Source organism: Kitasatospora papulosa (assembly GCF_000717245.1).
Lineage (GTDB): Bacteria > Actinomycetota > Actinomycetes > Streptomycetales > Streptomycetaceae > Streptomyces > Streptomyces papulosus.
This window is the reverse complement of record NZ_JNYQ01000001.1, coordinates 666,796-692,048: the sequence shown is the minus strand read 5'-3', so window position 1 is coordinate 692,048 and position 25,253 is coordinate 666,796. Positions and strand designations below refer to the sequence as shown.

The following is a 25,253-nucleotide window of genomic DNA, read 5'->3' as shown; positions in this document are numbered from 1 at the left end:
GGTCCGGCTACTCGCGCGCGGCGGACGTGCTGCTCATGTCCGGGTAGCGGTCGCCCGCCACCTGGCCCGCGATGGGCTCCAGCGACCGGAGTTCCTGCTCGGTCAGGGTCAGCCGGGTCGCCCCGGTGTTCTCCAGCAGCCGGCTGCGCTTGCGCGTGCCCGGGATCGGCACCACGGTCAGACCGTGTACCTGGGCCCGCTGCTGCACCCAGGCGAGGGCGATCTGCGCGGCCGTCGCGCCGTGAGCGGCCGCGATCGTGTGGACCGGCTCCAGCAGGGCCGCGTTGGTCTTCGCGTTCTCACCGGTGAAACGGGGCTGGTGCTTACGGAAGTCGCCCTCGCTCAGTTCCTTGCCCGCGTCCGCGAACGCCCCGGTCAGGAACCCCCGGCCGAGCGGCGAGTACGGGACGAGCGTCACCCCGAGCTCGACGGCGGCCGGGACGGCACTGATCTCGACGTCGCGGCTGAAGAGGGACCACTCGGACTGGAGGGCCGCGATCGGGTGCACGGCGTGCGCCTCGCGGAGTTCGGCCCCGGTCACCTCGCTCAGCCCGAGCTGCTTGACCTTGCCCTCCTTCACCAGCTCGGCCATCGCCCCCACCGAGTCGGCGAACGGCACGAGGGGATCGCGGCGGTGCATGTAGTAGAGGTCGATCACGTCGGTGCCCAGGCGGCGCAGGCTGGCCTCGACGGCCTGGCGGATGTACGCCGGATCGTTGCGCACCCCGCGGAAGTTCGGGTCGGTGTCGCTCCGCTCGATGGCGAACTTCGTCGCCAGCGTGATCTCGTCGCGGTGCGCCCCCACGAACGGCGCGAGGAACGTCTCGTTGGCCCCGCTCCCGTAGATGTCGGCGGTGTCGAAGAGGGTGACGCCCACTTCCAGCGCGGCTTCCAGGGTGTCCCGGGCGGCCGCCTCGTCGGTGTCCCCGTAGAACTCGCTGATCCCCATGCAGCCGAGTCCCTGCACACCGACCTGCGGGCCTCCGGTACCGAGCTCCGCTGTCGCGATCTTTCCGGTGTCGCTCATGTCGTCAGACCCTTTCCGGCGCCGTGCGGGCGCCGCCATAAAAGTCGATCTTGAAGTCGAGTACGGCGAGGGTTCCCTGGAGTTCCGCGATGCGCGCCTGTACGTCGCGCCGGGTCGCCTCCAGCAGCTCCTGCCGCTCCGTGAAGGTGTGGTCGCCCTCGCGGACCATTTCCGCGTACCGGACCATGTCGGCGACCGGCATGCCGGTCAGCCTCAGCTTGCCGACGAAGGCGAGCCAGTCGAGGTCGCGGTTGCTGAACCGCCGCTGTCCGGTGTGGGAGCGGTCGACGTGCGGCATCAGCCCGATCCGCTCGTACCAGCGCAACGTGTGGGCGGTGAGCCCGCTGAAGGCCACGACCTCGCTGATGGTGTAGCGGTCCTGGCCCTCGGGACGCGGATGCGCCTTCGGGGCCGAGGCGCAGGTGTCGGTCCGTGCGGAAGTGCTCTCCATCACCGTCATGCCTCCACGCTAGAACCTTGGAGTGCACTCCAAGCAAGCGATACGGGGTGGCCGACCCGGATTCGGGCTCCCGTTAGGCTCGTACGCATGCAGAGCCTGGCGATGATCGAGAACTGGCCCGTCCCCACCGCGGCAGCCGCCGTCGTCACCTCGGACGGCACGCTCCTGGGTACCCATGGTCCCACCGCGCACCGCTTCCCGCTGGCTTCGGTGACCAAGCCGCTCGCCGCCTACGCGGCGCTGGTGGCCTACGAGGAGGGCGCCGTCGAGCTGGACGAACCGGCCGGCCCGGAGGGCTCGACCGTCCGCCACCTCCTCGCGCACACCAGTGGTCTCGCCTTCGACGAGCACCGGGTCACGGCGCCTCCCGGCACCCGCAGGCTCTACTCCAACGCGGGCTTCGAGGTGCTCGGCGACCACATCGCGAAGGCCACCGAGATTCCGTTCCCCGAGTACGTGCGCCAGGCCGTCCTCGACCCCCTGGGCATGACCTCGACGACGCTGGCGGGCTCACCCGCCAAGGACGGCGTCTCGACGGTGGACGACCTGGTGCGGTTCGCCGCCGAGGTGCAGGCCCCGCGACTCCTCGACCCGCGCACGGTCCTGGAGGCCCAGACCGTCGTCCACCCCGGCCTCAAGGGTGTGCTCCCCGGCTACGGTCATCAGAACCCCAACGACTGGGGTCTCGGCTTCGAGATCCGCGACTCCAAGTCGCCGCACTGGACGGGGCTCTCGTCCTCCCCCGCCACCTTCGGCCACTTCGGCCAGTCCGGCACGTTCCTGTGGATCGACCCGGCGGCGGGCGCGGCCTGCGTCGCGTTGACGGACCGGGCCTTCGGACCGTGGGCGGCCGAGGTCTGGACGCCGTTCACCGACGCGGTACTGGCGGAGCTCGGCGCCTCCCGCTGACCGCACTCGAACCAGACCGTCTTCCCCCGGCCGTCACCGCGCGCCTCGACACCCCAGCCGTCGGTGACGGCCTCCACCAGCAGCAGTCCCCGCCCGCCCTCGTCGAGCGCGTCCCCCGCGACCGCACGGGGCAGGCGGGGCGACGCATCGGAGACCTCGACCCGCACACCCCGGCCCGGGAGCAGGATGATCAGCGTCTGGCAGCGGCGGCCGGGCACATGCCGTACGACGTTGGCGACGAGCTCGGTGAGGGCCAGCTCCGCCGCGTCGGCCACATCGAGCAGGCCCCAGCCGGTGAGGTAGAGCCGCAGGATGCGCCGCAGATGGCGGGCGGAGTGCTCCCCCAGCGCGAACTCGGCACGGTAGGCCGCACCCTCGGCGTCACCGGTCCGGGTATCGGATACGTGATTCATGTCACCAGAGTGCAGTGCGCTGATTACTCTCGGCTACGACCTGAAACGAACGCCGCCAGGCGTTGAAGCGAGAGGCACCCCCGCCGTGGCCAACGTGCAGTCACTCGACCCCAGCGCCTCCCCACTGGACTACTACGGCTGGGAACTGCGCCGCCAGCGGGAGGCCCACGGCCTGCGGCAGGGCCAGCTCGGCGAGATCATCTTCTGCACGGGCTCACTGATCGGCCAGATCGAGACGACGAAGAAGGTGCCGACCCGCGACTTCTCGGAACGCCTGGACGCGGCACTGGGCACGGACGGGGTCTTCTCCCGCCTGGTCGGCCTGGTCCTGCGAAGCCAACTGCCGACCTGGTTCCAGCAGTACGCGGACATGGAGGCGAAGGCGACGTACATCTCCACCTACCAGGCGCAACTGGTGTACGGGCTGCTGCAGACGGAGGAGTACGCGCGGGCCCTGCTCGCCGTCGACCATCCGAACAAGGTCGATGAGATGGCCGCAGCCCGTCTGGAACGCCAGCAGATCCTGAAGGGCAAGAACCCTCCCGCCCTCTGGATCGTCCTGAGCGAAACCGCCCTGCTCCAGGAGGTCGGCGGGCGACACGTCATGCGCGGCCAACTGGCGCGGTTGTTGGATTTCCGCGACAGCCCGTGGGTGCAGATCCAGGTACTCCCGTTCTCAGTCGGCCAACACACGGGCATGATGGGCTCGTTCACTTTGCTCAGGTTCGAGGACGATCCCGATCTGTTCTACGTGGAGAGCTACGACCAGGGCCATATGACCGCCGATCCCCAGGTGATCAAGGAACGTTCGGTCGGCTACGCTCGATTGCAAGCTGCGGCTCTCTCCCCCGAGGACTCGGCGACACTGATCGCTCGCGTGATGGAGGAACGGTATGGAAACACGCCATGACCTGGACCGCGCCCAGTGGCGGAAGTCGTCGTACAGCGGGACCAACGGCGGCGAATGCGTCGAGTGCACCGTCACCGGCAGCGCGACCTGGCGCAAGTCCTCGTACAGCGGAAACACCGGCGGCGACTGTGTCGAGGTGGCCGACGGCTGTGCCGCCTCCGTGCCCGTCCGGGACAGCAAGGACCCGGCCGGCCCCGTTCTCGTCATGAGCGCGGGCGCCTGGCAGGCCTTCGTGGACGGGCTCCGCTGACCACCAGGCCCCACTAGGACAGAAACAGACCTGCATGCGGGGCACTCTCCTCCCGACGACACCGATCGACGAAGGAGCACCCGTGCTGCGAGGTCTCACCACCGTCAGGTTCCACGCCTCGGACCTGTCGGCCGCCAAGCGGTGGTACACCGAACTGCTGGGCGTGGAGCCCTACTTCGAGCGCCCTGGTTACGTGGAGTTCCGCATCGGGGACTACCGGCACGAACTGGGCCTGGTCGACAGCGCCTTCGTCCAGAACCTGGGGAAGCACGGCGGGGCCGGCGCCGGTCCGTCCGGTGCCGTCGTGTACTGGCATGTCGATGACGTCCACGCGGCGGTGGAGCGGGCTTCGGGCCTCGGGGCCGAGATCAACGAAACGGTAAGGGAGTTCGGCGAGGGTTTCGTCGGCGCCTCGGTCCTGGATCCCTTCGGGAACGTCCTCGGGCTCATGCAGAACCAGCACTACCTGGAGGTCCTCGCCACGCGGACGACCGCCCGCTCTGGCACTCGCGCGATGGGCCGTCGAGCACAACGGCGAGATCCAGGCCAGCAGGGACGCGTACGACGCCCGGAGCAAGTGACGGGGCGGGGGCGGGGTGTGGCGAGGGTGAAGAGGTGGTGCCGCCGGTGATCTTCAAGGGGCGGCGGGTCTCGGATGTGTCATAGCCGTCGCAGCGCCTCGGGACCCGCCGGAGGGACCGCGCGAAACGGTGGCCCGGCGGGCGGCGACGCGCGCGTACGTCAGCGCCGTCGAGGTCACCCCGCCCGGCGAGACCCACTCCAGGCGCTGCCGGTCTCGCTCCGCCTCCAGATCTCCGACGGCGCCGACCGGAAGGTCGTGGTGGACCCGGTCGGCACCGAAAAGCAGTGACGTGCGCGGACGACTGCCCGGCCCTCACATGGAGGCGAGCTCCCAGAGCAGCACCTCGGCCGGTTCCAGGGCCTCCAGCTCCAGCCCCTCCGCCTCCGTGATCCGGGCGGCGTCGCCCTGGTCCAGTTCCTCGCCCGCGAGCCGCACACGGCCCCGCACGACGTGGGCGTAGACGCCCGCGACGTCGGGCACGGCGGTGCGCTCGCCCTCGGCCTGCCGGCGGACGTGGAGCACCGCACCCGCCTCGGGCAGGACGTACGGGGTGGAGTCGGCCATCCCGGCGACGTGGGTGTAGGAGGGCTCCCCGCCGGGTTCCAGGGGCGCCAGCCACATCTGAATGAACGTCAGCGGGTGTTCCCCGTCGTTGCGTTCGACATGCCGCACCCCGGCGGCCGAACTGAGGTGCTGGACGTCCCCGGCCCGGACGACGGTGGCGTGCGAGGCCGAGTCGCGGTGGGTGAGTTCGCCCTCCACCACCCAGGTGACGATCTCGGTGTGACTGTGCGGGTGCTCGTCGAAGCCCGCCCCCGGGGCGAGACGCTCCTCGTTGCAGGCGAGGATCGGCCCGAAGCGCAGGTTGTCCGGGTCGTAGAACCGCCCGAAGGAGAAGGCGTGCAGCGTCTCGATGCCCGCGGAGTCACCCGTGGCCGGGTCCCCGCCGCGGAAGCGGTCCCCTGAGCGGCGTACGTCGATCACACCCCCACGGTATCCCCGCCGACCGGCCTCCCCGCCCCACCTCACCGGGCACCTGTCCCGATAAGGCAGTCTTGTGTGCGTGCCCCGACCCGATCCTGAGCAGCCCGCCGCGCATGACGCCCATCTCCACGCCGCCACCCTGAAACGGCTGGAGCAGTCCTCCGGCCGGCTGGCCGCGAACGCCATCGCCCGCATGGACGAGACACTGCCGTGGTACCGGGCCATGCCACCGGAGAACCGGTCCTGGATCGGCCTGGTCGCCCAGGCCGGCATCGCCGCGTTCACCGAGTGGTTCCGGCACCCGGAGACCCCGCAGGCCATCTCCACCGACGTGTTCGGCACGGCTCCGCGCGAACTGACCAGGGCGATCACCCTGCGGCAGACCGTGGAGATGGTGCGTACGACGATCGAGGTCATGGAGGCCGCGATCGACGAGGTGGCGGCGCCCGGCGACGAGTCGGTGCTGCGCGAGGCGCTCCTGGTCTACGCCCGAGAGATCGCCTTCGCGACCGCGCAGGTGTACGCGCAGGCCGCCGAGGCGCGCGGAGCGTGGGACGCCCGGCTGGAGTCGCTCGTGGTGAACGCGGTGCTGTCCGGCGAGGCGGACGAGGGCGCGGTGTCCCGCGCCGCCGCCCTCGGCTGGAACTCCCCCGAGCACGTCTGCGTCATCCTCGGCACCGCTCCCGACGGTGACAGCGAGCTCACCGTGGAGGCCATCCGGCGGGCGGCCAGGCATGCCAAGCTCCAGGTGCTGACCGGGGTACTCGGCCACCGCCTGGTCGTGATCGCGGGCGGCAGCGACAACCCCTTGAACGTGGCGAAGTCGCTGATCGGGCCCTATGCGGCCGGTCCCGTCGTCGCCGGCCCCGTGGTGCCCGACCTGCTCGCGGCCACCCGGTCCGCCCAGGCCGCGGCCGCCGGTCTCAAGGCCTGTTCGGCGTGGCAGGACGCTCCGAGGCCCGTCCTGTCGGACGATCTCCTTCCGGAGCGTGCGATGGCGGGAGACCCTGCCGCGCGCGATCAACTGGTGGAGGAGATCTACAGACCGCTCGAAGAAGCGGGTTCGGCACTTCTGGAGACGCTGAGTGTGTATCTGGAGCAGGCGAGCAGTCTCGAGGGCGCGGCGCGCATGCTGTTCGTGCACCCCAATACCGTGCGCTACCGGCTGCGACGTGTGACCGACGTCACCGGCTGGTCACCCTCCGACGTCCGCTCCGCGTTCACGCTGCGGATCGCCCTCATCCTGGGGCGCTTGGCCGACGGAGACAGTCAGTCCTAGACTTTTGTCGAACTTCAACAATTCCCCTGACGGTTCTTCGTCCTTGTCCCCACGGGCGTCCGGGGCCGTCCACAAGAGAGAGTGTGAGGGTGCTCGTACTCGTCGCTCCCGGCCAAGGCGCTCAGACGCCCGGCTTCCTGACTCCCTGGCTCGAACTCCCCGGTGCCGCCGACCGCATCGCGGGATGGTCCGACGCCATCGGGCTCGACCTTGTCCACTACGGCACGAAGGCGGACGCCGACGAGATCCGCGACACGGCGGTGGCCCAGCCGCTGCTGGTCGCCGCCGGTCTGCTCTCGGCCGCGGCCCTGGGCGCCTCGCCCGGCGTCGTCGCGGGACACAGCGTCGGTGAGATCACCGCCGCCGCGCTCGCCGGTGTCATCGAGGACGAGGCGGCGCTCCGCTTCGTCCGCACCCGGGGGCTCGGCATGGCCGAGGCCGCCGCGACCACCGAGACCGGCATGGCCGCGCTCCTCGGCGGGGACCCGGACGTCACGGTCCCGCACCTGGAGAAGCTGGGGCTCACCCCGGCCAACGTCAACGGCGGCGGGCAGATCGTCGCCGCCGGTACCGCGGCCCAGATCGCCGCGCTGACCGAGGACAAGCCCGAGGGCGTACGCCGTGTGGTCCCGCTGAAGGTGGCCGGCGCGTTCCACACGCACCACATGGCCCCGGCCGTGGAGAAGCTGCGTGCCGCCGCCACCGCACTGACGGTCACCGACCCGAAGATCACGTACGTGTCGAACGCCGACGGGAAGACGGTCGCCACCGGCGACGAGGTCATCTCGCGGCTCGTCGGCCAGGTCGCCAACCCGGTCCGCTGGGACCTGTGCATGGAGACCTTCGCCGAGCTCGGTGTCACCACGCTCATCGAGGCCGCGCCCGGTGGGACCCTGGTCGGGCTCGCCAAGCGCGCCCTGCCCGGTGTGCGGACACTCGCGCTCAAGACCCCCGACGACCTCGACGCGGCCCGCGCGCTCATCTCCGAGCACGCAGGCGCCTAAGGAGCCCGAGAGCATGTCGAAGATCAAGCCCAGCAAGGGCGCCCCGTACGCACGGATCATGGGTGTGGGCGGCTACCGCCCGACCCGGGTCGTGCCCAACGAGGTGATCCTCGAGACGATCGACTCGTCCGACGAGTGGATCCGCTCCCGCTCCGGCATCGCCACCCGACACTGGGCCTCCGACGAGGAGACCGTGTCCATGATGTCCGTGGAGGCGTCGGGCAAGGCGATCGCGGACGCGGGGATCACCCCCGAGCAGATCGGCGGAGTCATCGTCTCCACCGTCTCGCACTTCAAGCAGACCCCGGCGGTCGCGACCGACATCGCGCACCGGATCGGCGCGGGCAAGCCCGCCGCCTTCGACATCTCGGCCGGCTGCGCGGGCTTCGGCTACGGCCTCACCCTCGCCAAGGGCATGATCGTCGAGGGCTCGGCGGAGTACGTGCTCGTCATCGGTGTCGAGCGGCTCAGCGACCTCACCGACCTGGAGGACCGCGCGACGGCCTTCCTCTTCGGTGACGGCGCCGGCGCCGTCGTGGTCGGCCCGTCCCAGGACCCGGCCATCGGCCCCACGGTCTGGGGCTCGGAGGGCGACAAGTCCGAGACGATCAAGCAGACCGTCGCGTGGAACGACTTCCACATCGGCGACGTCTCGAACCTCCCGCTCAACGAGCGGGGCGAGGTCAAGTTCCCGGCCATCACGCAGGAGGGCCAGGCGGTCTTCCGCTGGGCCGTCTTCGAGATGGCGAAGGTCGCCCAGCAGGCGCTGGAGGCCGCCGGGATCTCGCCGGACGACCTGGATGTCTTCATTCCGCACCAGGCCAACATGCGGATCATCGACTCGATGGTGAAGACGCTGAAGCTGCCGGAGCACGTCACGGTCGCCCGTGACGTGGAAACCACCGGCAACACGTCGGCCGCCTCGATTCCGCTCGCAATGGAGCGGCTTCTGGCGACCGGTCAGGCCAAGAGCGGCGACACGGCGCTCATCATCGGCTTCGGGGCGGGTCTCGTCTACGCCGCGACGGTCGTTACCCTCCCCTAGGCACACCGGACCTTTCGGTCCGCTCGCCCGAACCCTGCAGAAACACATCGAAGGAGCGCCAACATGGCCGCCACTCAGGAAGAGATCGTCACCGGTCTCGCCGAGATCGTCAACGAGATCGCCGGTATCCCGGTCGAGGACGTCCAGCTGGACAAGTCCTTCACCGACGACCTGGACGTCGACTCGCTGTCCATGGTCGAGGTCGTCGTCGCCGCCGAAGAGCGCTTCGACGTCAAGATCCCCGACGAGGACGTCAAGAACCTCAAGACGGTCGGCGACGCCGCCGACTACATCCTGAAGCACCAGGGCTGATCCCAGCCCGTCCCGTGTGTCGCCACCCGGCGGTGGCGCCGCTGATTCACGACCCTCTACACGTGGAGAAGATTTTCCAGTGAGCCCGACCAATCGCACCGTGGTCGTCACCGGTATCGGCGCAACCACTCCGCTGGGTGGCGACTCCGCATCGACCTGGGAAGGTCTGATGGCCGGCCGTTCCGGCGTCAAGCCTCTCGAGGGCGAACGTTTCGCCGAACTGCCCGTCCGGATCGCGGCCCTCGCGGCCGTCGACCCCGGCGAGGTACTGCCCAGGCCGCTCGCCCGCAAGCTGGACCGCTCGGCGCAGTTCGCGCTGATCGCGGCCCGCGAGGCGTGGGCGGACGCCGGCTTCACCGGCAAGGCCGGTGAGGACGAGAAGATCCAGCCCGAGCGTCTGGGATCGGTCATCGCCTCCGGCATCGGCGGCGTGATCACCCTGCTCGACCAGTACGACGTGCTGAAGGAGAAGGGCGTACGCCGCGTCTCCCCGCACACCGTTCCCATGCTCATGCCCAACGGCCCCGCGGCCAACGTCGGCCTGGAGGTCAACGCCCAGGCCGGTGTCCACACCCCGGTCTCCGCCTGCGCCTCGGGCGCCGAGGCGATCGGCTACGCCGTCGAGATGATCCGCACCGGCCGCGCCGACGTGGTCGTCGCCGGTGGCACCGAGGCGGCCATCCACCCGCTGCCCATCGCCGCGTTCGCCAACATGATGGCGATGTCGAAGAGCAACGACGAGCCCGAGAAGGCCTCGCGTCCCTACGACACGGGCCGCGACGGCTTCGTCCTCGGCGAGGGCGCGGGCGTCGTGATCCTGGAGTCCGCGGAGCACGCCGCCGCGCGGGGCGCCAGGGTCTACTGCGAGGTGCTGGGCCAGGGCCTGTCCGCGGACGCCCACCACATCGCGCAGCCCGAGCCCACCGGGCGCGGCATCGCCGCGGCCATGCAGAACCTGCTGGACTCGACGGACCTGAAGCCGTCGGAGGTCGTGCACCTGAACGCGCACGCCACGTCCACGCCGCAGGGCGACATCGCCGAGATCAAGGCGCTGCGCGCCGTGCTGGGCGACGACCTGGACCATGTCGCCATCTCCGCCACGAAGTCCATGACGGGTCACCTGCTCGGTGGCGCGGGCGGTATCGAGACCGTGGCGACGGTGCTGGCGCTGCACCACCGCATGGCGCCGCCGACCATCAACGTCGACGAGCTCGACGAGGCCGTCGAGGCGGACGTCGTGCGCGGTGAGCCGCGTGCGCTGCCGGAGGGGTCGATCGCCGCGATCAACAACTCGTTCGGCTTCGGTGGCCACAACGTGGTCCTGGCGTTCCGTTCGGTCTGATCCGAGCCCGCCGCGAGGCCCGCTTCCCGGTCCGGGAGGCGGGCCTTCCGCGTGCGTGCGGCCCGGCCGTCCGAGGGGGTTCCGAAGCTGCGCCCGGGCATGCGGGCGCACCGCCCGGCACGCGCCGGAGGAAACGTTTCAGCGCGGCAGGGTCACGGGGACGGGCGCGGTGGCCCTCCCCCTCACACCACCTGGTGCAGCCACCTGACGGGCGCGCCCTCGCCGGCGTGGCGGAAGGGCTCCAGCTCGTCGTCCCAGGGCTTGCCCAGGAGTTTGGCGACCTCGGCCTCCAGGTCCGTCTCGCCGCGCAGGGAACGCGCCAGGGCGGCCCGCAGCCGGTCCTCCGGGACCAGGATGTCGCCGTGCATGCCCGTGACGGCGTGGAAGATGCCGAGGCCCGGCGTGGAGCTGTAGCGCTCGCCCTCCGCCGTGGGGCACGGTTCCGCGGTCACCTCGAAGCGCAGCAGGTCCCAGCCCCGGAGGGCCGAGGCCAGCTCCGACGCCGTACCCGCACGGCCCTTCCAGGAGAATTCGGACCGCCAGGTGCCGGGCGCGGCCGGCTGTCTGATCCAGTCCAGCTGGACTCTCAGACCGAGCACGCCCGCCACCGCCCATTCGATGTGCGGGCAGAGCGCGCGCGGTGCGGAGTGGACGTACAGGACCCCACGTGTCGTCACCGGGACCTCCAGTGTGGGACGAAGTTCGCCTTTCCTAGCGGCCTCGCGCCCGTACCGCCTCTTCCCGGCCGGATCCCGAGGTTGTCATCAGTTAACAGCATCGGGAGTGAATCTCCTGAAAAGGGACAGTATGTGACGTGAGATAACTTACCGGACCCGCTGATTCCTGTGCCGGCCGATGGGCGCCACTGGTTCGACGGGGAAAAGCTACCGTGCGCCGGGGCCCGCTGTGTGACGTACCGTCGGTCCCGGGCCCATGATTCTCCGAGCATTCACCCGCGAGGGCGCGAGGGCCCGTCACCTGGGGCTGTGTGGATGTGCCAGGGGCAGATTCACCCGAGTGGCCGGAGGGAAGACAGGGATGCCTGAGCGTTCGCCACGTCGCCGTGGCAGGGGCCCCGGGGCCGTGCTGGCGGCGGTCGCTCTCGCCGGGGCCGCCGTACTCACGGGCTGCGGCGGCGACGGGGACACCTCGGCGCGGAGCACCACGGGCGCGCGGAGCCCGTCCCCCTCGCCCACGCCCCTGTGGGACGCGAGCCCCGCCTCCGTCGCGGCCGTCGGGGACTCCATCACGCGGGGCTTCGACGCCTGCTCGGTGCTGGCCGACTGTCCCGAGGTGTCCTGGGCGACCGGGACCGATGCCGGGGTGCGCAGCCTCGCCGTCCGTCTGCTGGGGCCGTCGAAGGCGGCCTCGCACAGCTGGAACCACGCCGTGTCGGGCGCCCGGATGGCACAGCTGCCCGAGCAGATGGCGCTGGCCGCGGAGGAGCGGCCGGAGCTGCTCACGGTGATGATCGGCGCGAACGACGCCTGCCGTGACTCGGTGGACCTCATGACTCCGGTGGCCGACTTCCGTGCCTCCTTCGAGGCCTCGATGCGGCAGCTGCGCGCCTCGGCCCCGAAGACGCAGGTGTACGTGTCGAGCGTGCCGGACCTCAAGCGGCTCTGGTCGACCGGGCGCGAGAACCCGCTGGGCAAGCAGATCTGGAAGCTGGGGATCTGCCGGTCGATGCTGGGCGACGCCGACGACATGGGCGCCGCGGCGGTCGCACGGCGCGACGCGGTGCGGGAGCGGGTCGTCGCGTACAACGAGGTCCTGCGGGACGTCTGCGCGCGGGACGAGCGCTGCCGCTACGACGGCGGGGCGGTGTTCGACTACCGCTTCACCGGTGAGCAGCTGAGCGAGTGGGACTGGTTCCACCCGGGGCGCGACGGCCAGGCCAGGCTGGCGGAGATCGCCTACCGCACGGTCACGGCTGCGGGACCGCCCGCGTAAAGTTCTTGATCATGACGACGGGTGCGGCGGTACACAGCGAAGACTTCTCGGTGCTCGACGACGGCACGCCGGTCCGTCGCTGGACCCTGGAACGCGAGGGCACCCTGGTGCGGGTGCTGACGTACGGCGCCGTGGTGCAGTCGGTCCTGGTTCCCGGCAGGGACGGGGACCGGGCGGAGGTGGTCCTGGGGCTGCCGGACGTCAAGGGGTACGAGACGTACACGGGCCCGTACTTCGGCGCCGCCGTCGGCCGTTACGCGAACCGGATCGGGGGCGGCTCCTTCGTCCTGGACGGGCGTACCCACCGGCTCACGCGGAACGAGGGCGGCAACACGCTGCACGGCGGTGGGCGGGGCTTCGACAAGCGCGTGTGGGACGCCGAGGCGGTGCCGGACGGCGTGCGGCTCACCCTGGTCTCCGAGGACGGCGAGGAGGGCTTCCCGGGGCGGCTGGAGGTGTCGGTGACGTACACCCTGGACGAGGACGCCGCGCTGCGGATCGCCTACCGGGCGACGACGGACGCGCCGACCGTGGTGAACCTGACGAACCACACGTACTGGAACCTCGCCGGGGCGGACAGCGGGAGCGCCCTCGGGCACGAACTGCGGCTGGCGGCCTCGCTGATCACTCCCGGGGACGAGTGGTCGATCCCCACCGGGGAGTTCGTACCGGTGGACGGGACGCGGTTCGACTTCCGGGAGCCGAAGCCGGTGGGGCCCGGCTACGACACCAACTACGTGCTGGAGGAGACCGGCGGGGAGCCGGTCGCCGAGCTGTACGACCCGGCGTCGGGGCGTCTGCTCACGGTCCGCACGACGGAGCCGGGGCTCCAGCTGTACACGGCGGACCACCTGGGCGGTGAGCCGTTCGTGCCGTGCGCCGGCATCGCGCTGGAGACGCAGCACTTCCCGGACTCCCCGAACCGGCCGGAGTTCCCGAGCACGGTGCTGCGGCCGGGCGAGGAGTTCGCCTCCACGACGGTGTACGGGTTCTCGGTGCGCTGACCCCGTCCCGGGCCCCTTCCCGGAGGCCCGTGGGCGGCTCAGTCCTTCTGGAGGGTGTACGGCGAGGCCGGCCGGGGGTCCGTCGCGGGCGGCGCCGTGAGCTCGCGGGCCAGCAGCGTGGCCCCGGCGACGGCGCCCGGCATCAGGAACACGGCGACGAAGGGGACGACGAAGGCGAGCGCGAGCGGGACCCCGAAGCCCAGGACCATCATCCGGCGGCCGCGCAGCAGCGTCAGCCTGTCCTTCAGGACCATGCCGCGGCGCTGGAGGGCGACGGCGGTGAGCTCCTCCGAGAGGAAGTAACCGGAGACGCAGAAGCCGAGGACGGGGATCACCGTCTGCCCGACGACGGGGATGAAGCCGAGGGCGAAGAGCAGCACCCCGTACAGGGCGACGCGCACCAGGATGCGGACGGAGTCGCGGGCGGAGATCCAGAGTTCGCGCCAGAGCGGCAGGCCCGACTCGGGCACCTCCCCGCCCTCGGTGCGGTCGACCTCCTCGGAGAGGGACTCGTAGAACGGCTGGCCCACCAGCAGGGTCACCGCGGTGAAGGTGATCACCGCGAGGAACATCCCGAACACGAAGACCAGGACGACCAGGGTGTTGCGCAGGAGCCCCAGCCAGGGCGAGGACCAGTCGTCGGCGAACGGGGTGGCCCAGGAGACGAAGTCGTCCGCGCCGTAACCGAGTCCGGTCAGCGCGCCCGCGTAGAGGACCAGGGTGATCAGCGCGGGCAGCAGGCCGAACCCGAACCAGCGGCCGTGCCCGAAGGCCCAGCGCTGGCCCTTGATCAAGTAACCGAAACCCGCCCCGAGATCACTCATGGCGTCAGCGTACCGAGCCCGGTCGGCGCACGAAGACCGGCCCGTCCTACGCGAACCATTGACACGTGCCCCGGCCCGTCATTAACGTCACGCCAGCATTTCGAACGAGTGACGAAATACCGAACACGTTGAGAGGCAACATCCGTGCGCATCACCGGAATCAGTACGCATGTCGTCGGCACACCGTGGCGCAACCTCACCTACGTCCAGGTTCACACGGACGAGGGCCTCACCGGGGTCGGCGAGACCCGGATGCTGGGGCGCACGGACGCGCTGCTCGGATATCTGCGGGAGGCGTCCGCGAACCACATCAACGGCTCCGACCCGTTCGCGGTCGAGGACCTCGTCAAGCGCATGAAGTACGGCGACTACGGGCGGGCCGGGGAGATCGTGATGTCCGGCATCGCGGTCATCGAGATGGCCTGCTGGGACATCAAGGGCAAGGCCCTCGGCGTCCCCGTCTGGCAGCTTCTCGGCGGCAAGGTCACCGACCGCGTCAAGGCGTACGCCAACGGCTGGTACACCACCGAGCGCACCCCCGAGGCCTACCACAAGGCGGCCCAGGGCGTCGTCGCGCGCGGCTACCGCGCGCTGAAGATCGACCCCTTCGGTACGGGCCACTTCGAGCTGGGCCAGGAGGAGACGCGTTACGCCGTGTCCCTCATCGAGGCCGTGCGGGACGCCATCGGCCCCGACACCGAGCTGATGCTGGAGATGCACGGGCGGTTCAGCCCGTCGACGGCGGTGCGGATCGCCCGCGAGATGGCGCCCTTCAGGCCGGCCTGGCTGGAGGAGCCGGTGCCGCCGGAGAACCTGAAGGCGCTGAGCAAGGTCGCCGAGAAGGTCGATCTGCCGATCGCCACGGGTGAGCGCATCCACGACCGGATCGAGTTCCGCGAGCTCTTCGAGTCGCAGGCCGTCGACATCATCCAGCCCGACGTCGGCCACATCGGCGGCATCCTGGAGACCAGGAAGCTCGCGGCGACCGCGGAGACGCACTACACGCTCATCGCGCCGCACAACGTGGGCGGTTCGGTACTGACCGCCGCGAGCCTCCAGGTCGCCGGCTGCACACCCAACTTCAAGATCCTGGAACACTTCAACGACTTCGCGGACGCCGACATCAAGAAGGTCGTCAAGGGCGCCCCGTACGTCGACCCGGAGACCGGCTGCTTCGAGCTCTCCGACGCCCCCGGGCTCGGCGTGGAGCTGGACGTGGACGCGGCGGCGGAGTTCCCGCAGCAGCAGGCACGGTTCGACCTGTGGGCGGACGGCTGGGAGAAGAGGCAGCCCAAGTGACCTCCACCTCACGGTCGTTGACCGTCGACCGGCCCGGCAGCCACCGGCTGGACGAGGGGCCGCCCCCCGAGCCGGGCCCCGGCGAGGTCCGGGTGCGGGTCGCCGCCGCCGGGATCTGCATGAGCGACCGCGAGGTGTACGACGGCCACCGCGACCCGGCCTATGTGCGCTATCCGGTGGTGCCGGGCCACGAGTGGTCGGGGACCGTCGACGCGCTGGGCGAGGGCGTCGACCCGGCGCTGCTCGGCCGGCGGACGGTCGCCGAGGGCTTCCGCGCCTGCGGGCGCTGCGAGCGGTGCCGGTACGGGGAGACCTCCCTGTGCACGGCGGGCTACGACGAGACCGGGTTCACCCGGCCCGGCGCGTTCGCCGACCACCTGGTGGTCCCGGCACGGCTGCTGCACCCGCTGGCCGACGACGCCGACCTCCGGGCCGCCGCCCTGCTGGAGCCGGCCGCGGTGGTCGCCGCGGCGGTGCGGGCCGGGACGCCGGAGCCGGGTGAGCGGATCGCCGTCCTGGGGGCGGGCACACTCGGCCTGCTGGCGGTGCAGCTGCTGGCGGCCGTCTCGCCGGCGGAGCTCACCGTGATCGACCCGAGGGAGGCACGGGCCGCCCAGGCGCTGGACTTCGGGGCGGGTGAGGCCCGGACGCCCGCGGAGTCCGAGGAGGTGCGGGGCCACTACGACCTGGTGGTGGAGACGGCAGGAGCGCCGTCCACCGCGGCCGACGCCTGCCTGCTGGCGCGTCGCGGCGGGAGGGTGGTGCTGACCGGGATGTTCACCCCGGGGGCCGTGGGCATCGACCCGGTGCACCTGTCGCTGAGCCAGCTCACCGTGCGCAGCGTCTTCGGGGCACCCTCGGCTGCCTGGTCCTACGCGGTACGGGCGTTCACGGCCGGGCTGCTCGACCCGGCACCGCTGATCACCCACGAGTTCCCGCTGGACCGGTTCGCCGACGCGGTGGCTCTGGTGGGATCCGGGGACCCGGAGACCGGGAAGGTGCTGCTGCGGCCGTGACGGGCACGCCCTGACCCGTACGCCGGTACGACGGCGTCCTGACCACCGCCGTGCCGGCGCACTCCCAACGATCCGAACTTCGTCCGAAATACCGAACATGAAGGACCAGTCGTGAACGACGCCCCTGCCTCTTCCCCCGGTGCCGCCGGCGCCCGCCGTCCCGGCGACGCGGCGCTCACCGCGCTCGGCCTCGGCCCGGCCCCGCTGTCCCCGTCGGACGCCTCGCCGCACTCCTTCCCGGACGGCGGGAGCTGGCGCACCGAGGTGCCGTCCGTGGAGGGCCCGGAGGCCCTCGGTGTCGTGCTCAAGGAGTCCGCGAGGCTCGACGTCCCGGTCCACCGCATCAGCCAGGGCAGCGGCGTCTGGATGCTGACGGACGCGGAGATCACCGAGATGGTGGAGGGCTGCGCCGAACGGGACATCGAACTCTGCCTGTTCACGGGGCCGCGCGGCACCTGGGACACCGGCGCGTCGGTGCGTACGGACTCCGGTGGCGCCGGGCTGCGCTCCCGCGGCCACGACGCGCTGGCCGGCTGCGTCGAGGACGCGCTGCGCGCCACCGGACTCGGCGTGAAGTGCCTGCTGGTGGCCGACGAAGGGGTCCTGTGGACCCTGCACCGACTGCGGGAGCAGGGCGTCCTGCCCGCGGACACCACCTTCAAGGTCTCGGCGCTCATCGGGCCGGTGAACCCCGCCTCGTTCGCCGTGTTCGAGCAGCTCGGCGCCGACTCCATCAACATCCCGTCCGATCTGACCCTCGCTCAGTTCACCGAGATCAGGCGGGTGTCGAGGGCTCCGATGGACCTCTACATCGAGGCCCCCGACGACCTCGGCGGCTATGTGCGGATGTACGAGGTCGCCGAACTGATCCGGCGCGGCGCGCCGCTGTACCTGAAGTTCGGGCTCGCCAAGTCGCCCGGGATCTACCCGTACGGACAGCACCTGCGGGAGCTGGCGCTGTCCACCGCCAAGGAGCGGGTGCGGCGCGGCCGGCTCGCGCTGGACCTGCTCGCGCGGCACGGGGCGGACGGCGGGATGGCCCCGCTCGGCAGCCGACTGCCGGGCCCGCTCAACCGGTTCGCGATCTCGTCATAACGTTCCGGAAACACTCTCCCCAAAAGAAGACACAGCCGCGCACAATCCCACACACCCGTTCTCGGTCGTTCCACTCCCAGCGTTCCGGCACCACCGGACCGAGCTCTGACCCCACATCAAGGATGATGACTATGCGCAACCGCAGAGCCGCACTCGCCGCAGTCGCCTCCGCCGCCTCCCTGGCCCTCGCTCTGACCGCCTGCGGCCAGAACAGCGAAGGCGGCGGCGAGGAGAAGAAGGGCGGCGCCGACGGCGCCACCATCGGCGTCGCCATGCCGACCAAGTCCTCCGAACGCTGGATCTCCGACGGCGCCAACGTCGTGAAGGAGCTCAAGTCGAAGGGCTACAAGACCAAGCTCGTCTACGGCGAGGACGACCCGGACCAGCAGGTCTCGCAGATCGAGAACATGATCACCCAGGGCGTGGACGCCCTGGTCGTCGCCGCGATCGACAACAAGTCCCTCAACAACGTGCTGCAGCAGGCCAAGGACGCCGACATCCCGGTGATCTCCTACGACCGGCTGATCCTCGGCACGGAGAACGTCGACTACTACGCCTCGTTCGACAACGAGAAGGTCGGCGAGCTGCAGGGCTCGTACATCGTCGACAAGCTGGGTCTGGAGGACGGCAAGAAGGGGCCCTTCAGCATCGAGCTGTTCGCCGGCTCCAACGACGACAACAACACCAAGTACTTCTTCCAGGGCGCGATGAACGTCCTCAAGCCCCACATCGACAAGGGCGAGCTGGTCGTCAGGTCCAAGCAGACGGCCCTCAACCAGGTCACCACCCTGCGCTGGGACGGCGGCACCGCGCAGAAGCGCATGGACGACCTGCTGACGTCCAGCTACCGCAGCGCCAAGGTCGACGCCGTGCTCTCCCCCTACGACGGCATCTCCATCGGCATCCTCTCCGCCCTGAAGTCGGACGGCTACGGCACGAAGGCCAAGCCGATGCCGGTCGTCACCGGCCAGGACGCCGAGCTCGCGTCCGTGAAGTCGATCATCGCGGGCGACCAGACGCAGACCGTCTACAAGGACCTGCGCAAGCTCGCCAAGGTCGCCTCGAACATGGTGGACGCCGCCCTGAACGACAAGAAGCCCGAGGTCAACGACACCAAGTCCTACGACAACGGTGTCAAGGTCGTCCCCGCCTACCTGCTGCAGCCGGTCAGCGTCGACAAGGACAACTACAAGGAAGCTCTCGTCGACGACGGCTACTACACCGAGAACGACCTCAAGTAACCGGGCTCCCCTCAAGGATTGGAAGGCAAGACCATGGCGGGACCCGTCCTGGAAATGCGCTCGATCGTCAAGACCTTTCCCGGTGTCAAAGCGCTCTCGGACGTCACACTGACCGTCCGGCAGGGCGAGGTCCACGCCATCTGCGGTGAGAACGGCGCCGGCAAGTCGACCCTGATGAAGGTGCTCTCCGGCGTCCATCCGCACGGCAGCTACGAAGGGGACGTCCTCTTCGAGAGCGAGACCTGCCGGTTCAAGGACATCCGGGCGAGCGAGCAGCACGGCATCGTGATCATCCACCAGGAGCTGGCGCTGGTGCCGTACCTCTCCATCGCGGAGAACATCTTCCTCGGCAACGAGCACGCCAAGCGCGGGCTCATCAACTGGAACGACACCCTCAGGCACGCCGGTGAACTGCTGCGCCGGGTCGGCCTCGACGAGCACCCCGAGACCCGCGTCGCCGACATCGGCGTGGGCAAGCAGCAGCTGGTGGAGATCGCCAAGGCCCTGTCGAAGAAGGTGAAGCTGCTCATCCTCGACGAGCCGACAGCGGCGCTCAACGACGAGGACAGCGGCAAACTCCTCGACCTGATCCTCTCGTTGAAGGAACAGGGCATGACCTCGATCATCATCTCGCACAAGCTGAACGAGATCCGCCGGGTGGCCGACTCGGTCACGATCATCCGCGACGGGCGCTCCATCGAGACGCTCGACGTGAAGGCGGAGGGGACGACCGAGGACCGGATCATCAGCGGAATGGTCGGCCGGGACCTGGAGAACCGCTTCCCGGACCGGACCCCTCACCATCCGGAGGAGGGCACCGCGCCCGCCCTGGAGATCCGCAACTGGACCGTGCACCACCCCATCGACCAGCAGCGCAAGGTGGTCGACGACGTCTCGATCGAGGTGCGGCGCGGCGAGATCGTCGGTCTCGCCGGGCTCATGGGCGCCGGCCGCACCGAGCTGGCGATGAGCGTCTTCGGCCGCTCCTACGGCCGTTACGCGAGCGGCACCGTCCTGAAGGACGGCGCCGAGATCCGTACGAAGTCCGTCCCCGAGGCGGTCGCGCACGGCATCGCGTACGCCACCGAGGACCGTAAGCACTACGGCCTCAACCTCATCGACACCATCAACCGGAACATCTCGCTGACCGCGCTGGGCAAGGTCGCCAAGCGGGGTGTCGTCGACGAGCACGGGGAGCGGCAGGTCGCCGAGGGCTTCCGGAAGTCCATGAACATCAAGGCTCCGACCGTCTTCGAACCGGTGGGCAAGCTGTCCGGCGGCAACCAGCAGAAGGTCGTCCTCAGCAAGTGGATCTTCGCCGGTCCCGAGGTGCTGATCCTGGACGAGCCCACGCGCGGCATCGACGTGGGTGCCAAGTACGAGATCTACACGGTCATCGACCAGCTGGCCGCCCAGGGCAAGGCGGTCGTCTTCATATCCTCCGAACTGCCGGAGCTGCTCGGCATGTGCGACCGCATCTACACCATGGCCGCGGGACGGCTGACGGGTGAGTTCTCGCGGGCCGAGGCATCGCAGGAAGCGCTGATGCGTCAGATGACGAAGGACAAAGAGGTAACCCGATGAGCACGGACGTGACCGACAGGAACCCGGCCCCCGCGCCGCCCGGCACGAGCGGACCGGCCTCCGGCGGCGGTCTCCTGCAGCTGGTGCTGGACGGCATGCGCCGCAACATGCGCCAGTACGGCATGCTGATGGCCCTCGGCCTGATCGTGGTGCTGTTCGCGGTGTGGTCGGACGGCGACCTGCTGCTGCCGCGCAACGTCTCCAACCTGGTGCTGCAGAACAGCTACATCCTGATCCTCGCGATCGGCATGATGCTCGTCATCATCGCCGGCCACATCGACCTCTCGGTCGGCTCGCTGACGGCGTTCATCGGCGCCATGGCCGCCGTGCTGATGGTCGAACACGACATGCCCTGGCCGCTCGCGGTGGTGCTGTGCCTGGCCATCGGCGCCGTCGCGGGCTCGGTGCAGGGCTTCTTCATCGCCTACCTCGGCATCCCGTCGTTCATCGTGACCCTCGCGGGCATGCTGCTCTTCCGCGGTCTGACGGAGATCTTCCTGAAGGGCCAGACCCTCGGCCCCTTCCCGAAGGACCTGCAGGAGATAGCCAACGGCTTCCTGCCCGAGGTCGGGCCGAACACCAACTACCACAACCTCACCCTGCTGCTGGGCTTGGCGCTGATCGCCTTCGTGGTGCTCCAGGAGGTCCGTGACCGCAAGCGCCAGCAGGAGTTCGCCCTGGAGGTGCTGCCGGCCAAGCTGTTCGTGCTGAAGCTGGTCGCCCTGGTCTCGGCCGTCCTCGTGGTCACCCTGCTGCTCGCCAGCTACAAGGGCGCCCCGGTCGTGCTGCTCATCCTCGGTGTGCTGGTCGTCGGGTTCGGCTACCTGATGCGCAACGCGATCATCGGCCGCCACATCTACGCCATCGGCGGCAACCTGCCCGCGGCCAAGCTGTCGGGTGTGAAGGACAAGAAGGTCACCTTCCTGGTCTTCCTGAACATGGGCATGCTCGCGGCCCTGGCGGGGCTGGTCTTCGCCGCCCGCTTCAACGCGGCCTCGCCCAAGGCGGGCCTCAACTTCGAGCTGGAGGCCATCGCCGCCTCGTTCATCGGCGGCGCGTCGATGAGCGGCGGCGTGGGAACGGTCCTCGGCGCGATCATCGGTGGCCTCGTCCTGGGCGTGCTGAACAACGGTATGAACCTCGTGGGTATCGGAACCGACTACCAGCAGGTCATCAAGGGCTTCGTCCTGCTGGCCGCGGTCGGGTTCGACGTATGGAACAAGCGCAAGGTCGGCTCGTAACGCCCCTTCATCCGACAGGAGTTGTTTCATGACCTTCAGCACCGGAACCAGCAGACGTACGGTCCTGGCGGCCACGGCCGCCGCCGGGCTGGCCGTGGCGGCGGGAGCCCCCGCGGCACATGCCTCGGCCACCGGACGCGCCCCGTCCAAGGAGCTCTTCGGCACTCTCGCCGACGGGACGGAGGTGCACCGCTGGACCCTCGCCAACGGCGGGACCCGGCTGAAGGTCCTCTCCTGGGGCGGTGTCGTCCAGTCCCTGGAGGTCCCCGACCGCCGGGGCCGGACGGCGAACGTGTCGCTCGGCTTCGGCGGCCTGCCGGACTACGTGGCGAAGTCCCCGTACTTCGGCGGGCTGATCGGGCGGTACGGCAACCGGATCGCCGGGGGCCGTTTCACCCTCGACGGTGTCACGCACCAACTGCCCGTGAACGACGGGCCCAACAGCCTGCACGGTGGCGACCAGGGCTTCGACAAGCGGGTCTGGGACGTGCGGCCGTTCACCGGACGCGGTGACGTCGGGCTGGTCCTGACCCGGACCAGCCCGGACGGCGAGGCCGGCTATCCCGGCTCGCTCGCCGTCCGTGTCGTCTACACCCTCACCTCCCGGGGCGAGTGGCGCGTCGACTACACGGCGACCACGGACCGCGCCACGGTCCTCAACCTCACCAGCCACACCTATTTCAACCTGGCGGGCGAGGGCAGCGGCAGCGCCGACGGGCACCTGCTGGAGCTCGCGGCGGCACGCTACACACCGGTGGACGCGACGCTGATCCCCACGGGCGAGCTCGCCCCGGTGGCGCGTACGCCGTTCGACTTCCGGCGGTCCCGGGCCCTCGGGGAGGCCGTCCGCACCCCGCACGAGCAGATCGGGTACGGGCAGGGGATCGACCACAACTACGTGCTCGACAAGGGGACCACGGCCCGCCCCGAGTACGCGCTGACCGTCACGGACCCCGGCTCGGGCCGGGTGATGAAGATGTACACGACGGAACCCGGCATGCAGGTCTACACGGGGAACTTCCTCGACGGCACCCTGACCGGCACCTCGGGGCGCGTCTACCGCCAGGGCGACGCGTTCTGCCTGGAGTCGCAGCACTTCCCCGACTCCCCCAACCAGCCGTCGTTCCCGTCGACGGTGCTCCGGCCCGGCGACACCTACCGCTCGACGACGGTGCACGCCTTCTCGGCGCGCTGAGCGGACCCTTCCGGCACACGTACGGCGCCCTCCCCGGCCGGGGAGGGCGCCGTACGCCGTCGTCAGGCCAGCCGGATCATGTTCCAGGACAGCGGCTCCAGGACGGCCTTCAGGGTGCCGCCGGCCAGCTCGGTGCCCTCGGCGGGATGCGGGAGCACGCGCTCGGGCTCGGCGAGGGTGTTGCGGGCCTCGGGGTCGGCGTCCGCGACGACCTGGTGCTCGACGACCCGGTCCAGGTCCAGCCCCGCCAGGGCGACTTCGAGCGGCAGCGCGGAGTCCTGGCTCCGGTTGACGGCGAAGACGGTGACCGCGCCCGTCTCCGGGTCCCGCACGGCGGTGGCGTGCAGCAGGTCCGCCTCGCCGTACTTCGCCGTCCCGTACGTCGGTGAGTCCACCCGTACGTCCAGGACCTGGCCCTGCCCGTACCGCGCCGCCTGGGCGAAGGGGAAGAAGGTGGTCTGCCGCCAGGCGGGCCCGCCGGGCTCGGTCATGATCGGCGCGATGACGTTGACCAGCTGGGCGAGACAGGCGACGGTCACCCGGTCCGCGTGGCGCAGCAGCGCGATGAGCAGGCTGCCGAAGACGACGGCGTCGGTGACGCTGTAGTTGTCCTCCAGCAGCCGCGGCGCCTCCGGCCAGTCGAGGGGGTTCTCCTCCGCTTCCTTCTGGAAGCGGCTCAGGTACCAGACGTTCCACTCGTCGAAGGAGAGGTTGATCTTCTTCGACGACTTGAGGCGCGCCCCCACGTGGTCGCAGGTCGCGACGACGCTCTCGATGAAGGACTCCATGTCGACGGCCGAGGCGAGGAAGGAGCCGCGGTCGCCGTCCGTCTCCTCGTAGTAGGCGTGCAGCGAGACGTAGTCGACGAGGTCGTAGGTCTCGGCGAGGACGGTCGCCTCCCAGGCCGCGAAGGTCGGCATGGCGCGGCTGGAGGACCCGCAGGCGACGAGCTGGACGGACGGGTCGATCTGCCGCATCGCGCGCGCCGTCTCGGCCGCGAGCCGCCCGTACTCCTCGGCGGTCTTGTGGCCGGTCTGCCACGGGCCGTCCATCTCGTTGCCCAAGCACCACAGCTTGATGCCGAAGGGGTCCTTGTCGCCGTGGCCGACGCGGCGGTCGGAGAGTTCGGTGCCGGACGGGTGGTTGGCGTACTCCTGGAGCTGGATGGCCTCCTGGACGCCGCGGGTGCCGAGATTGACCGCCAGCATCGGTTCGGCCTGGGGGCCGACCTTCCGTAGGAAGTCGATGTACTCGGAGAGGCCGAAACGATTCGTCTCGGTGGAGCGCCAGGCGAGGTCGAGCCGGCGGGGGCGCTCGTCGACGGGGCCGACGCTGTCCTCCCAGCGGTAGCCGGAGACGAAGTTGCCACCGGGGTAGCGGATGGCGGTGACGCCGAGTTCGCGGACGAGTTCCAGGACGTCGGTGCGCAGTCCGGCCTCGTCGGCCGACGGATGGCCGGGTTCGAGGATGCCGTCGTAGACACAGCGGCCGAGGTGCTCGACGAAGGAGCCGAAGAGCCGGGGGTCGACGTCGCCGACGGTGAAGGCCGGGTCGAGGGTGAAGCGCGCGGTGCGAGTCATGGCTTCCTTACGCGTTCGATATTTCGGATGCTGATCGTCAACTCGAACGGACCGTAAAGTTCAACCTCCCCGGCAGTCAATGCCCTTGCGCGCGCTGCTCCCAGGGCCGGACGGCCGCACACGGCCGAGGGCCGCACCCCGGTGACGGGATGCGGCCCTCGGACGTACGCGGGGAGCCGGGACTCAGCCGGCCGACAGCTCGACCTTGATGTTGCCCCGGGTGGCGTTCGAGTACGGGCACACCTGGTGCGCCTTCTCGACGAGCGCCTGGGCGGTGGCCGTGTCGACGTTCGGGATGGAGGCGCTGATCGCGACCTCCAGTCCGAAGCCACCCGCCTCGGTCCTGCCGATGGAGACCGACGCGGTCACCGTCGAACCGGTGATGTCTGCCTTCTCCTGACGGGCCACCACACCGAGCGCGCCCTGGAAGCAGGCGCTGTAGCCGGCCGCGAACAGCTGCTCGGGGTTGGTACCCGCGCCGCTGCCGCCCATCGCCTTCGGCGGGTTGACGACGACGTCGAGCGCGCCGTCGTCGGTGGAGACCCGGCCGTCACGGCCGTTCTCGGCGGTGGCGACGGCGGTGTAGGCCACGTCTATGTGCTGGATGGTCATACCGGTGATTCCTCCTGCTGATGCGCCGCGGCTCGCGCCCACGACCGCGACGGCCTGGGCCGAGCCTAACGGGTGACGGCGCGCGGGCCGG

25 protein-coding genes and 1 pseudogene are annotated in these 25,253 nt (G+C 70.2%); 18 read left to right on the top strand and 8 right to left on the bottom strand.

Annotated elements, in window-relative coordinates:
- Positions 1 to 7: 7 nt before the first annotated feature.
- Entirely contained in the window at positions 8 to 1,027 is a 1,020-nt protein-coding gene (locus IA22_RS0102965; protein ID WP_014156460.1) for an aldo/keto reductase, read from the bottom strand.
- Between the two features lie 4 nt (positions 1,028 to 1,031).
- A complete protein-coding gene (locus tag IA22_RS0102960; RefSeq protein ID WP_030122652.1) occupies positions 1,032 to 1,487 on the bottom strand; it encodes a MerR family transcriptional regulator in 456 nt (151 codons plus the stop codon).
- An 87-nt stretch (positions 1,488 to 1,574) separates the two neighbouring features.
- Here IA22_RS0102960 and IA22_RS0102955 point away from each other — a divergent pair, with 87 nt between their 5' ends.
- Positions 1,575 to 2,396, top strand: a complete 822-nt coding sequence (locus tag IA22_RS0102955) for a serine hydrolase domain-containing protein (protein WP_015577032.1) — start codon at positions 1,575 to 1,577, stop codon at positions 2,394 to 2,396.
- Between the two features lie 2 nt (positions 2,397 to 2,398).
- Here IA22_RS0102955 and IA22_RS35015 read toward each other — a convergent pair.
- Positions 2,399 to 2,809: pseudogene (locus tag IA22_RS35015) on the bottom strand (ATP-binding protein); the annotation flags it as partial.
- A gap of 85 nt (positions 2,810 to 2,894) precedes the next feature.
- On the opposite strand from IA22_RS35015, the gene IA22_RS0102945 reads away from it, so the two are divergent.
- The 3 genes from IA22_RS0102945 to IA22_RS0102935 all read left to right on the top strand — a co-directional run bounded on the left by IA22_RS0102945 (position 2,895) and on the right by IA22_RS0102935 (position 4,600).
- Positions 2,895 to 3,719, top strand: a complete 825-nt coding sequence (locus IA22_RS0102945) for a helix-turn-helix domain-containing protein (protein WP_030122650.1) — start codon at positions 2,895 to 2,897, stop codon at positions 3,717 to 3,719.
- Positions 3,703 to 3,969, top strand: coding sequence for a DUF397 domain-containing protein (locus IA22_RS0102940; protein ID WP_030122649.1), 267 nt, complete (start codon positions 3,703 to 3,705; stop codon positions 3,967 to 3,969). Before IA22_RS0102945 ends, IA22_RS0102940 begins: the two co-directional genes overlap by 17 nt.
- A gap of 82 nt (positions 3,970 to 4,051) precedes the next feature.
- Positions 4,052 to 4,600, top strand: coding sequence for a VOC family protein (locus IA22_RS0102935; RefSeq protein WP_234435330.1), 549 nt, complete (start codon positions 4,052 to 4,054; stop codon positions 4,598 to 4,600).
- Positions 4,601 to 4,864: 264 nt separating this feature from the next.
- Here the strand turns inward: IA22_RS0102935 and IA22_RS0102930 are convergent, their stop codons facing one another.
- The gene (locus IA22_RS0102930) at positions 4,865 to 5,536 is read right to left on the bottom strand and encodes a pirin family protein (protein ID WP_030122647.1); all 672 of its coding nucleotides are present in this window, start codon (positions 5,534 to 5,536) and stop codon (positions 4,865 to 4,867) included.
- Positions 5,537 to 5,615: 79 nt separating this feature from the next.
- Here IA22_RS0102930 and IA22_RS0102925 point away from each other — a divergent pair, with 79 nt between their 5' ends.
- The 5 genes from IA22_RS0102925 to fabF all read left to right on the top strand — a co-directional run bounded on the left by IA22_RS0102925 (position 5,616) and on the right by fabF (position 10,518).
- On the top strand, positions 5,616 to 6,815 hold the full coding sequence (locus IA22_RS0102925) for a PucR family transcriptional regulator (RefSeq protein ID WP_030122646.1): 1,200 nt from the start codon (positions 5,616 to 5,618) through the stop codon (positions 6,813 to 6,815).
- An 89-nt stretch (positions 6,816 to 6,904) separates the two neighbouring features.
- Complete coding sequence (locus IA22_RS0102920; protein WP_030122645.1) at positions 6,905 to 7,819, top strand: ACP S-malonyltransferase; 915 nt, start codon at positions 6,905 to 6,907, stop codon at positions 7,817 to 7,819.
- A gap of 13 nt (positions 7,820 to 7,832) precedes the next feature.
- Positions 7,833 to 8,864: a ketoacyl-ACP synthase III gene (locus IA22_RS0102915; protein ID WP_014156447.1), complete on the top strand. Its 1,032-nt coding sequence runs from the start codon at positions 7,833 to 7,835 to the stop codon at positions 8,862 to 8,864.
- 63 nt (positions 8,865 to 8,927) lie between these two features.
- Positions 8,928 to 9,176, top strand: a complete 249-nt coding sequence (locus IA22_RS0102910) for an acyl carrier protein (protein ID WP_014045780.1) — start codon at positions 8,928 to 8,930, stop codon at positions 9,174 to 9,176.
- Between the two features lie 79 nt (positions 9,177 to 9,255).
- The gene (gene fabF, locus IA22_RS0102905) at positions 9,256 to 10,518 is read left to right on the top strand and encodes a beta-ketoacyl-ACP synthase II (RefSeq protein WP_014156446.1); all 1,263 of its coding nucleotides are present in this window, start codon (positions 9,256 to 9,258) and stop codon (positions 10,516 to 10,518) included.
- Positions 10,519 to 10,700: 182 nt separating this feature from the next.
- Here the strand turns inward: fabF and IA22_RS0102900 are convergent, their stop codons facing one another.
- On the bottom strand, positions 10,701 to 11,195 hold the full coding sequence (locus IA22_RS0102900) for a DUF3145 domain-containing protein (protein ID WP_014156445.1): 495 nt from the start codon (positions 11,193 to 11,195) through the stop codon (positions 10,701 to 10,703).
- Positions 11,196 to 11,556: 361 nt separating this feature from the next.
- Between IA22_RS0102900 and IA22_RS0102895 the strand changes: the two genes are divergently transcribed.
- Together IA22_RS0102895 and IA22_RS0102890 are read left to right on the top strand one after the other, a co-directional pair.
- Positions 11,557 to 12,471, top strand: coding sequence for an SGNH/GDSL hydrolase family protein (locus IA22_RS0102895; RefSeq protein WP_014156444.1), 915 nt, complete (start codon positions 11,557 to 11,559; stop codon positions 12,469 to 12,471).
- An 11-nt stretch (positions 12,472 to 12,482) separates the two neighbouring features.
- Positions 12,483 to 13,475: an aldose epimerase family protein gene (locus tag IA22_RS0102890; protein ID WP_030122644.1), complete on the top strand. Its 993-nt coding sequence runs from the start codon at positions 12,483 to 12,485 to the stop codon at positions 13,473 to 13,475.
- A 38-nt stretch (positions 13,476 to 13,513) separates the two neighbouring features.
- Here the strand turns inward: IA22_RS0102890 and IA22_RS0102885 are convergent, their stop codons facing one another.
- Positions 13,514 to 14,299 carry an EI24 domain-containing protein gene (locus IA22_RS0102885; RefSeq protein WP_030122643.1) on the bottom strand — a complete coding sequence of 262 codons (786 nt, stop codon included), beginning with the start codon at positions 14,297 to 14,299 and terminating at the stop codon, positions 13,514 to 13,516.
- A 144-nt stretch (positions 14,300 to 14,443) separates the two neighbouring features.
- On the opposite strand from IA22_RS0102885, the gene IA22_RS0102880 reads away from it, so the two are divergent.
- From IA22_RS0102880 to IA22_RS0102850, 7 genes are all read left to right on the top strand, one after another.
- On the top strand, positions 14,444 to 15,598 hold the full coding sequence (locus IA22_RS0102880; RefSeq protein ID WP_014156441.1) for a mandelate racemase/muconate lactonizing enzyme family protein: 1,155 nt from the start codon (positions 14,444 to 14,446) through the stop codon (positions 15,596 to 15,598).
- Entirely contained in the window at positions 15,595 to 16,614 is a 1,020-nt protein-coding gene (locus IA22_RS0102875; RefSeq protein WP_014156440.1) for a zinc-dependent alcohol dehydrogenase, read from the top strand. Before IA22_RS0102880 ends, IA22_RS0102875 begins: the two co-directional genes overlap by 4 nt.
- A 111-nt stretch (positions 16,615 to 16,725) precedes the next feature.
- Positions 16,726 to 17,709 (top strand): hypothetical protein, encoded by a 984-nt coding sequence (locus tag IA22_RS0102870; protein ID WP_014156439.1) that lies wholly within the window; start codon positions 16,726 to 16,728, stop codon positions 17,707 to 17,709.
- 131 nt (positions 17,710 to 17,840) lie between these two features.
- Positions 17,841 to 18,950: a multiple monosaccharide ABC transporter substrate-binding protein gene (chvE, locus tag IA22_RS0102865; protein ID WP_014156438.1), complete on the top strand. Its 1,110-nt coding sequence runs from the start codon at positions 17,841 to 17,843 to the stop codon at positions 18,948 to 18,950.
- A 33-nt stretch (positions 18,951 to 18,983) separates the two neighbouring features.
- The gene (gene mmsA, locus IA22_RS0102860) at positions 18,984 to 20,534 is read left to right on the top strand and encodes a multiple monosaccharide ABC transporter ATP-binding protein (RefSeq protein WP_014156437.1); all 1,551 of its coding nucleotides are present in this window, start codon (positions 18,984 to 18,986) and stop codon (positions 20,532 to 20,534) included.
- A complete protein-coding gene (gene mmsB, locus IA22_RS0102855; protein WP_030122642.1) occupies positions 20,531 to 21,775 on the top strand; it encodes a multiple monosaccharide ABC transporter permease in 1,245 nt (414 codons plus the stop codon). The genes mmsA and mmsB overlap by 4 nt, the downstream gene beginning before the upstream one ends.
- Positions 21,776 to 21,803: 28 nt before the next feature.
- A complete protein-coding gene (locus IA22_RS0102850) occupies positions 21,804 to 22,970 on the top strand; it encodes an aldose epimerase family protein (protein WP_014156435.1) in 1,167 nt (388 codons plus the stop codon).
- A 62-nt stretch (positions 22,971 to 23,032) separates the two neighbouring features.
- Here IA22_RS0102850 and arfA read toward each other — a convergent pair whose 3' ends face one another.
- Together arfA and IA22_RS0102840 are read right to left on the bottom strand one after the other, a co-directional pair.
- On the bottom strand, positions 23,033 to 24,550 hold the full coding sequence (arfA, locus tag IA22_RS0102845; RefSeq protein WP_030122641.1) for an arabinosylfuranosidase ArfA: 1,518 nt from the start codon (positions 24,548 to 24,550) through the stop codon (positions 23,033 to 23,035).
- Between the two features lie 183 nt (positions 24,551 to 24,733).
- On the bottom strand, positions 24,734 to 25,162 hold the full coding sequence (locus tag IA22_RS0102840; protein WP_014156433.1) for an organic hydroperoxide resistance protein: 429 nt from the start codon (positions 25,160 to 25,162) through the stop codon (positions 24,734 to 24,736).
- Between the last annotated feature and the right edge of the window lie 91 nt (positions 25,163 to 25,253).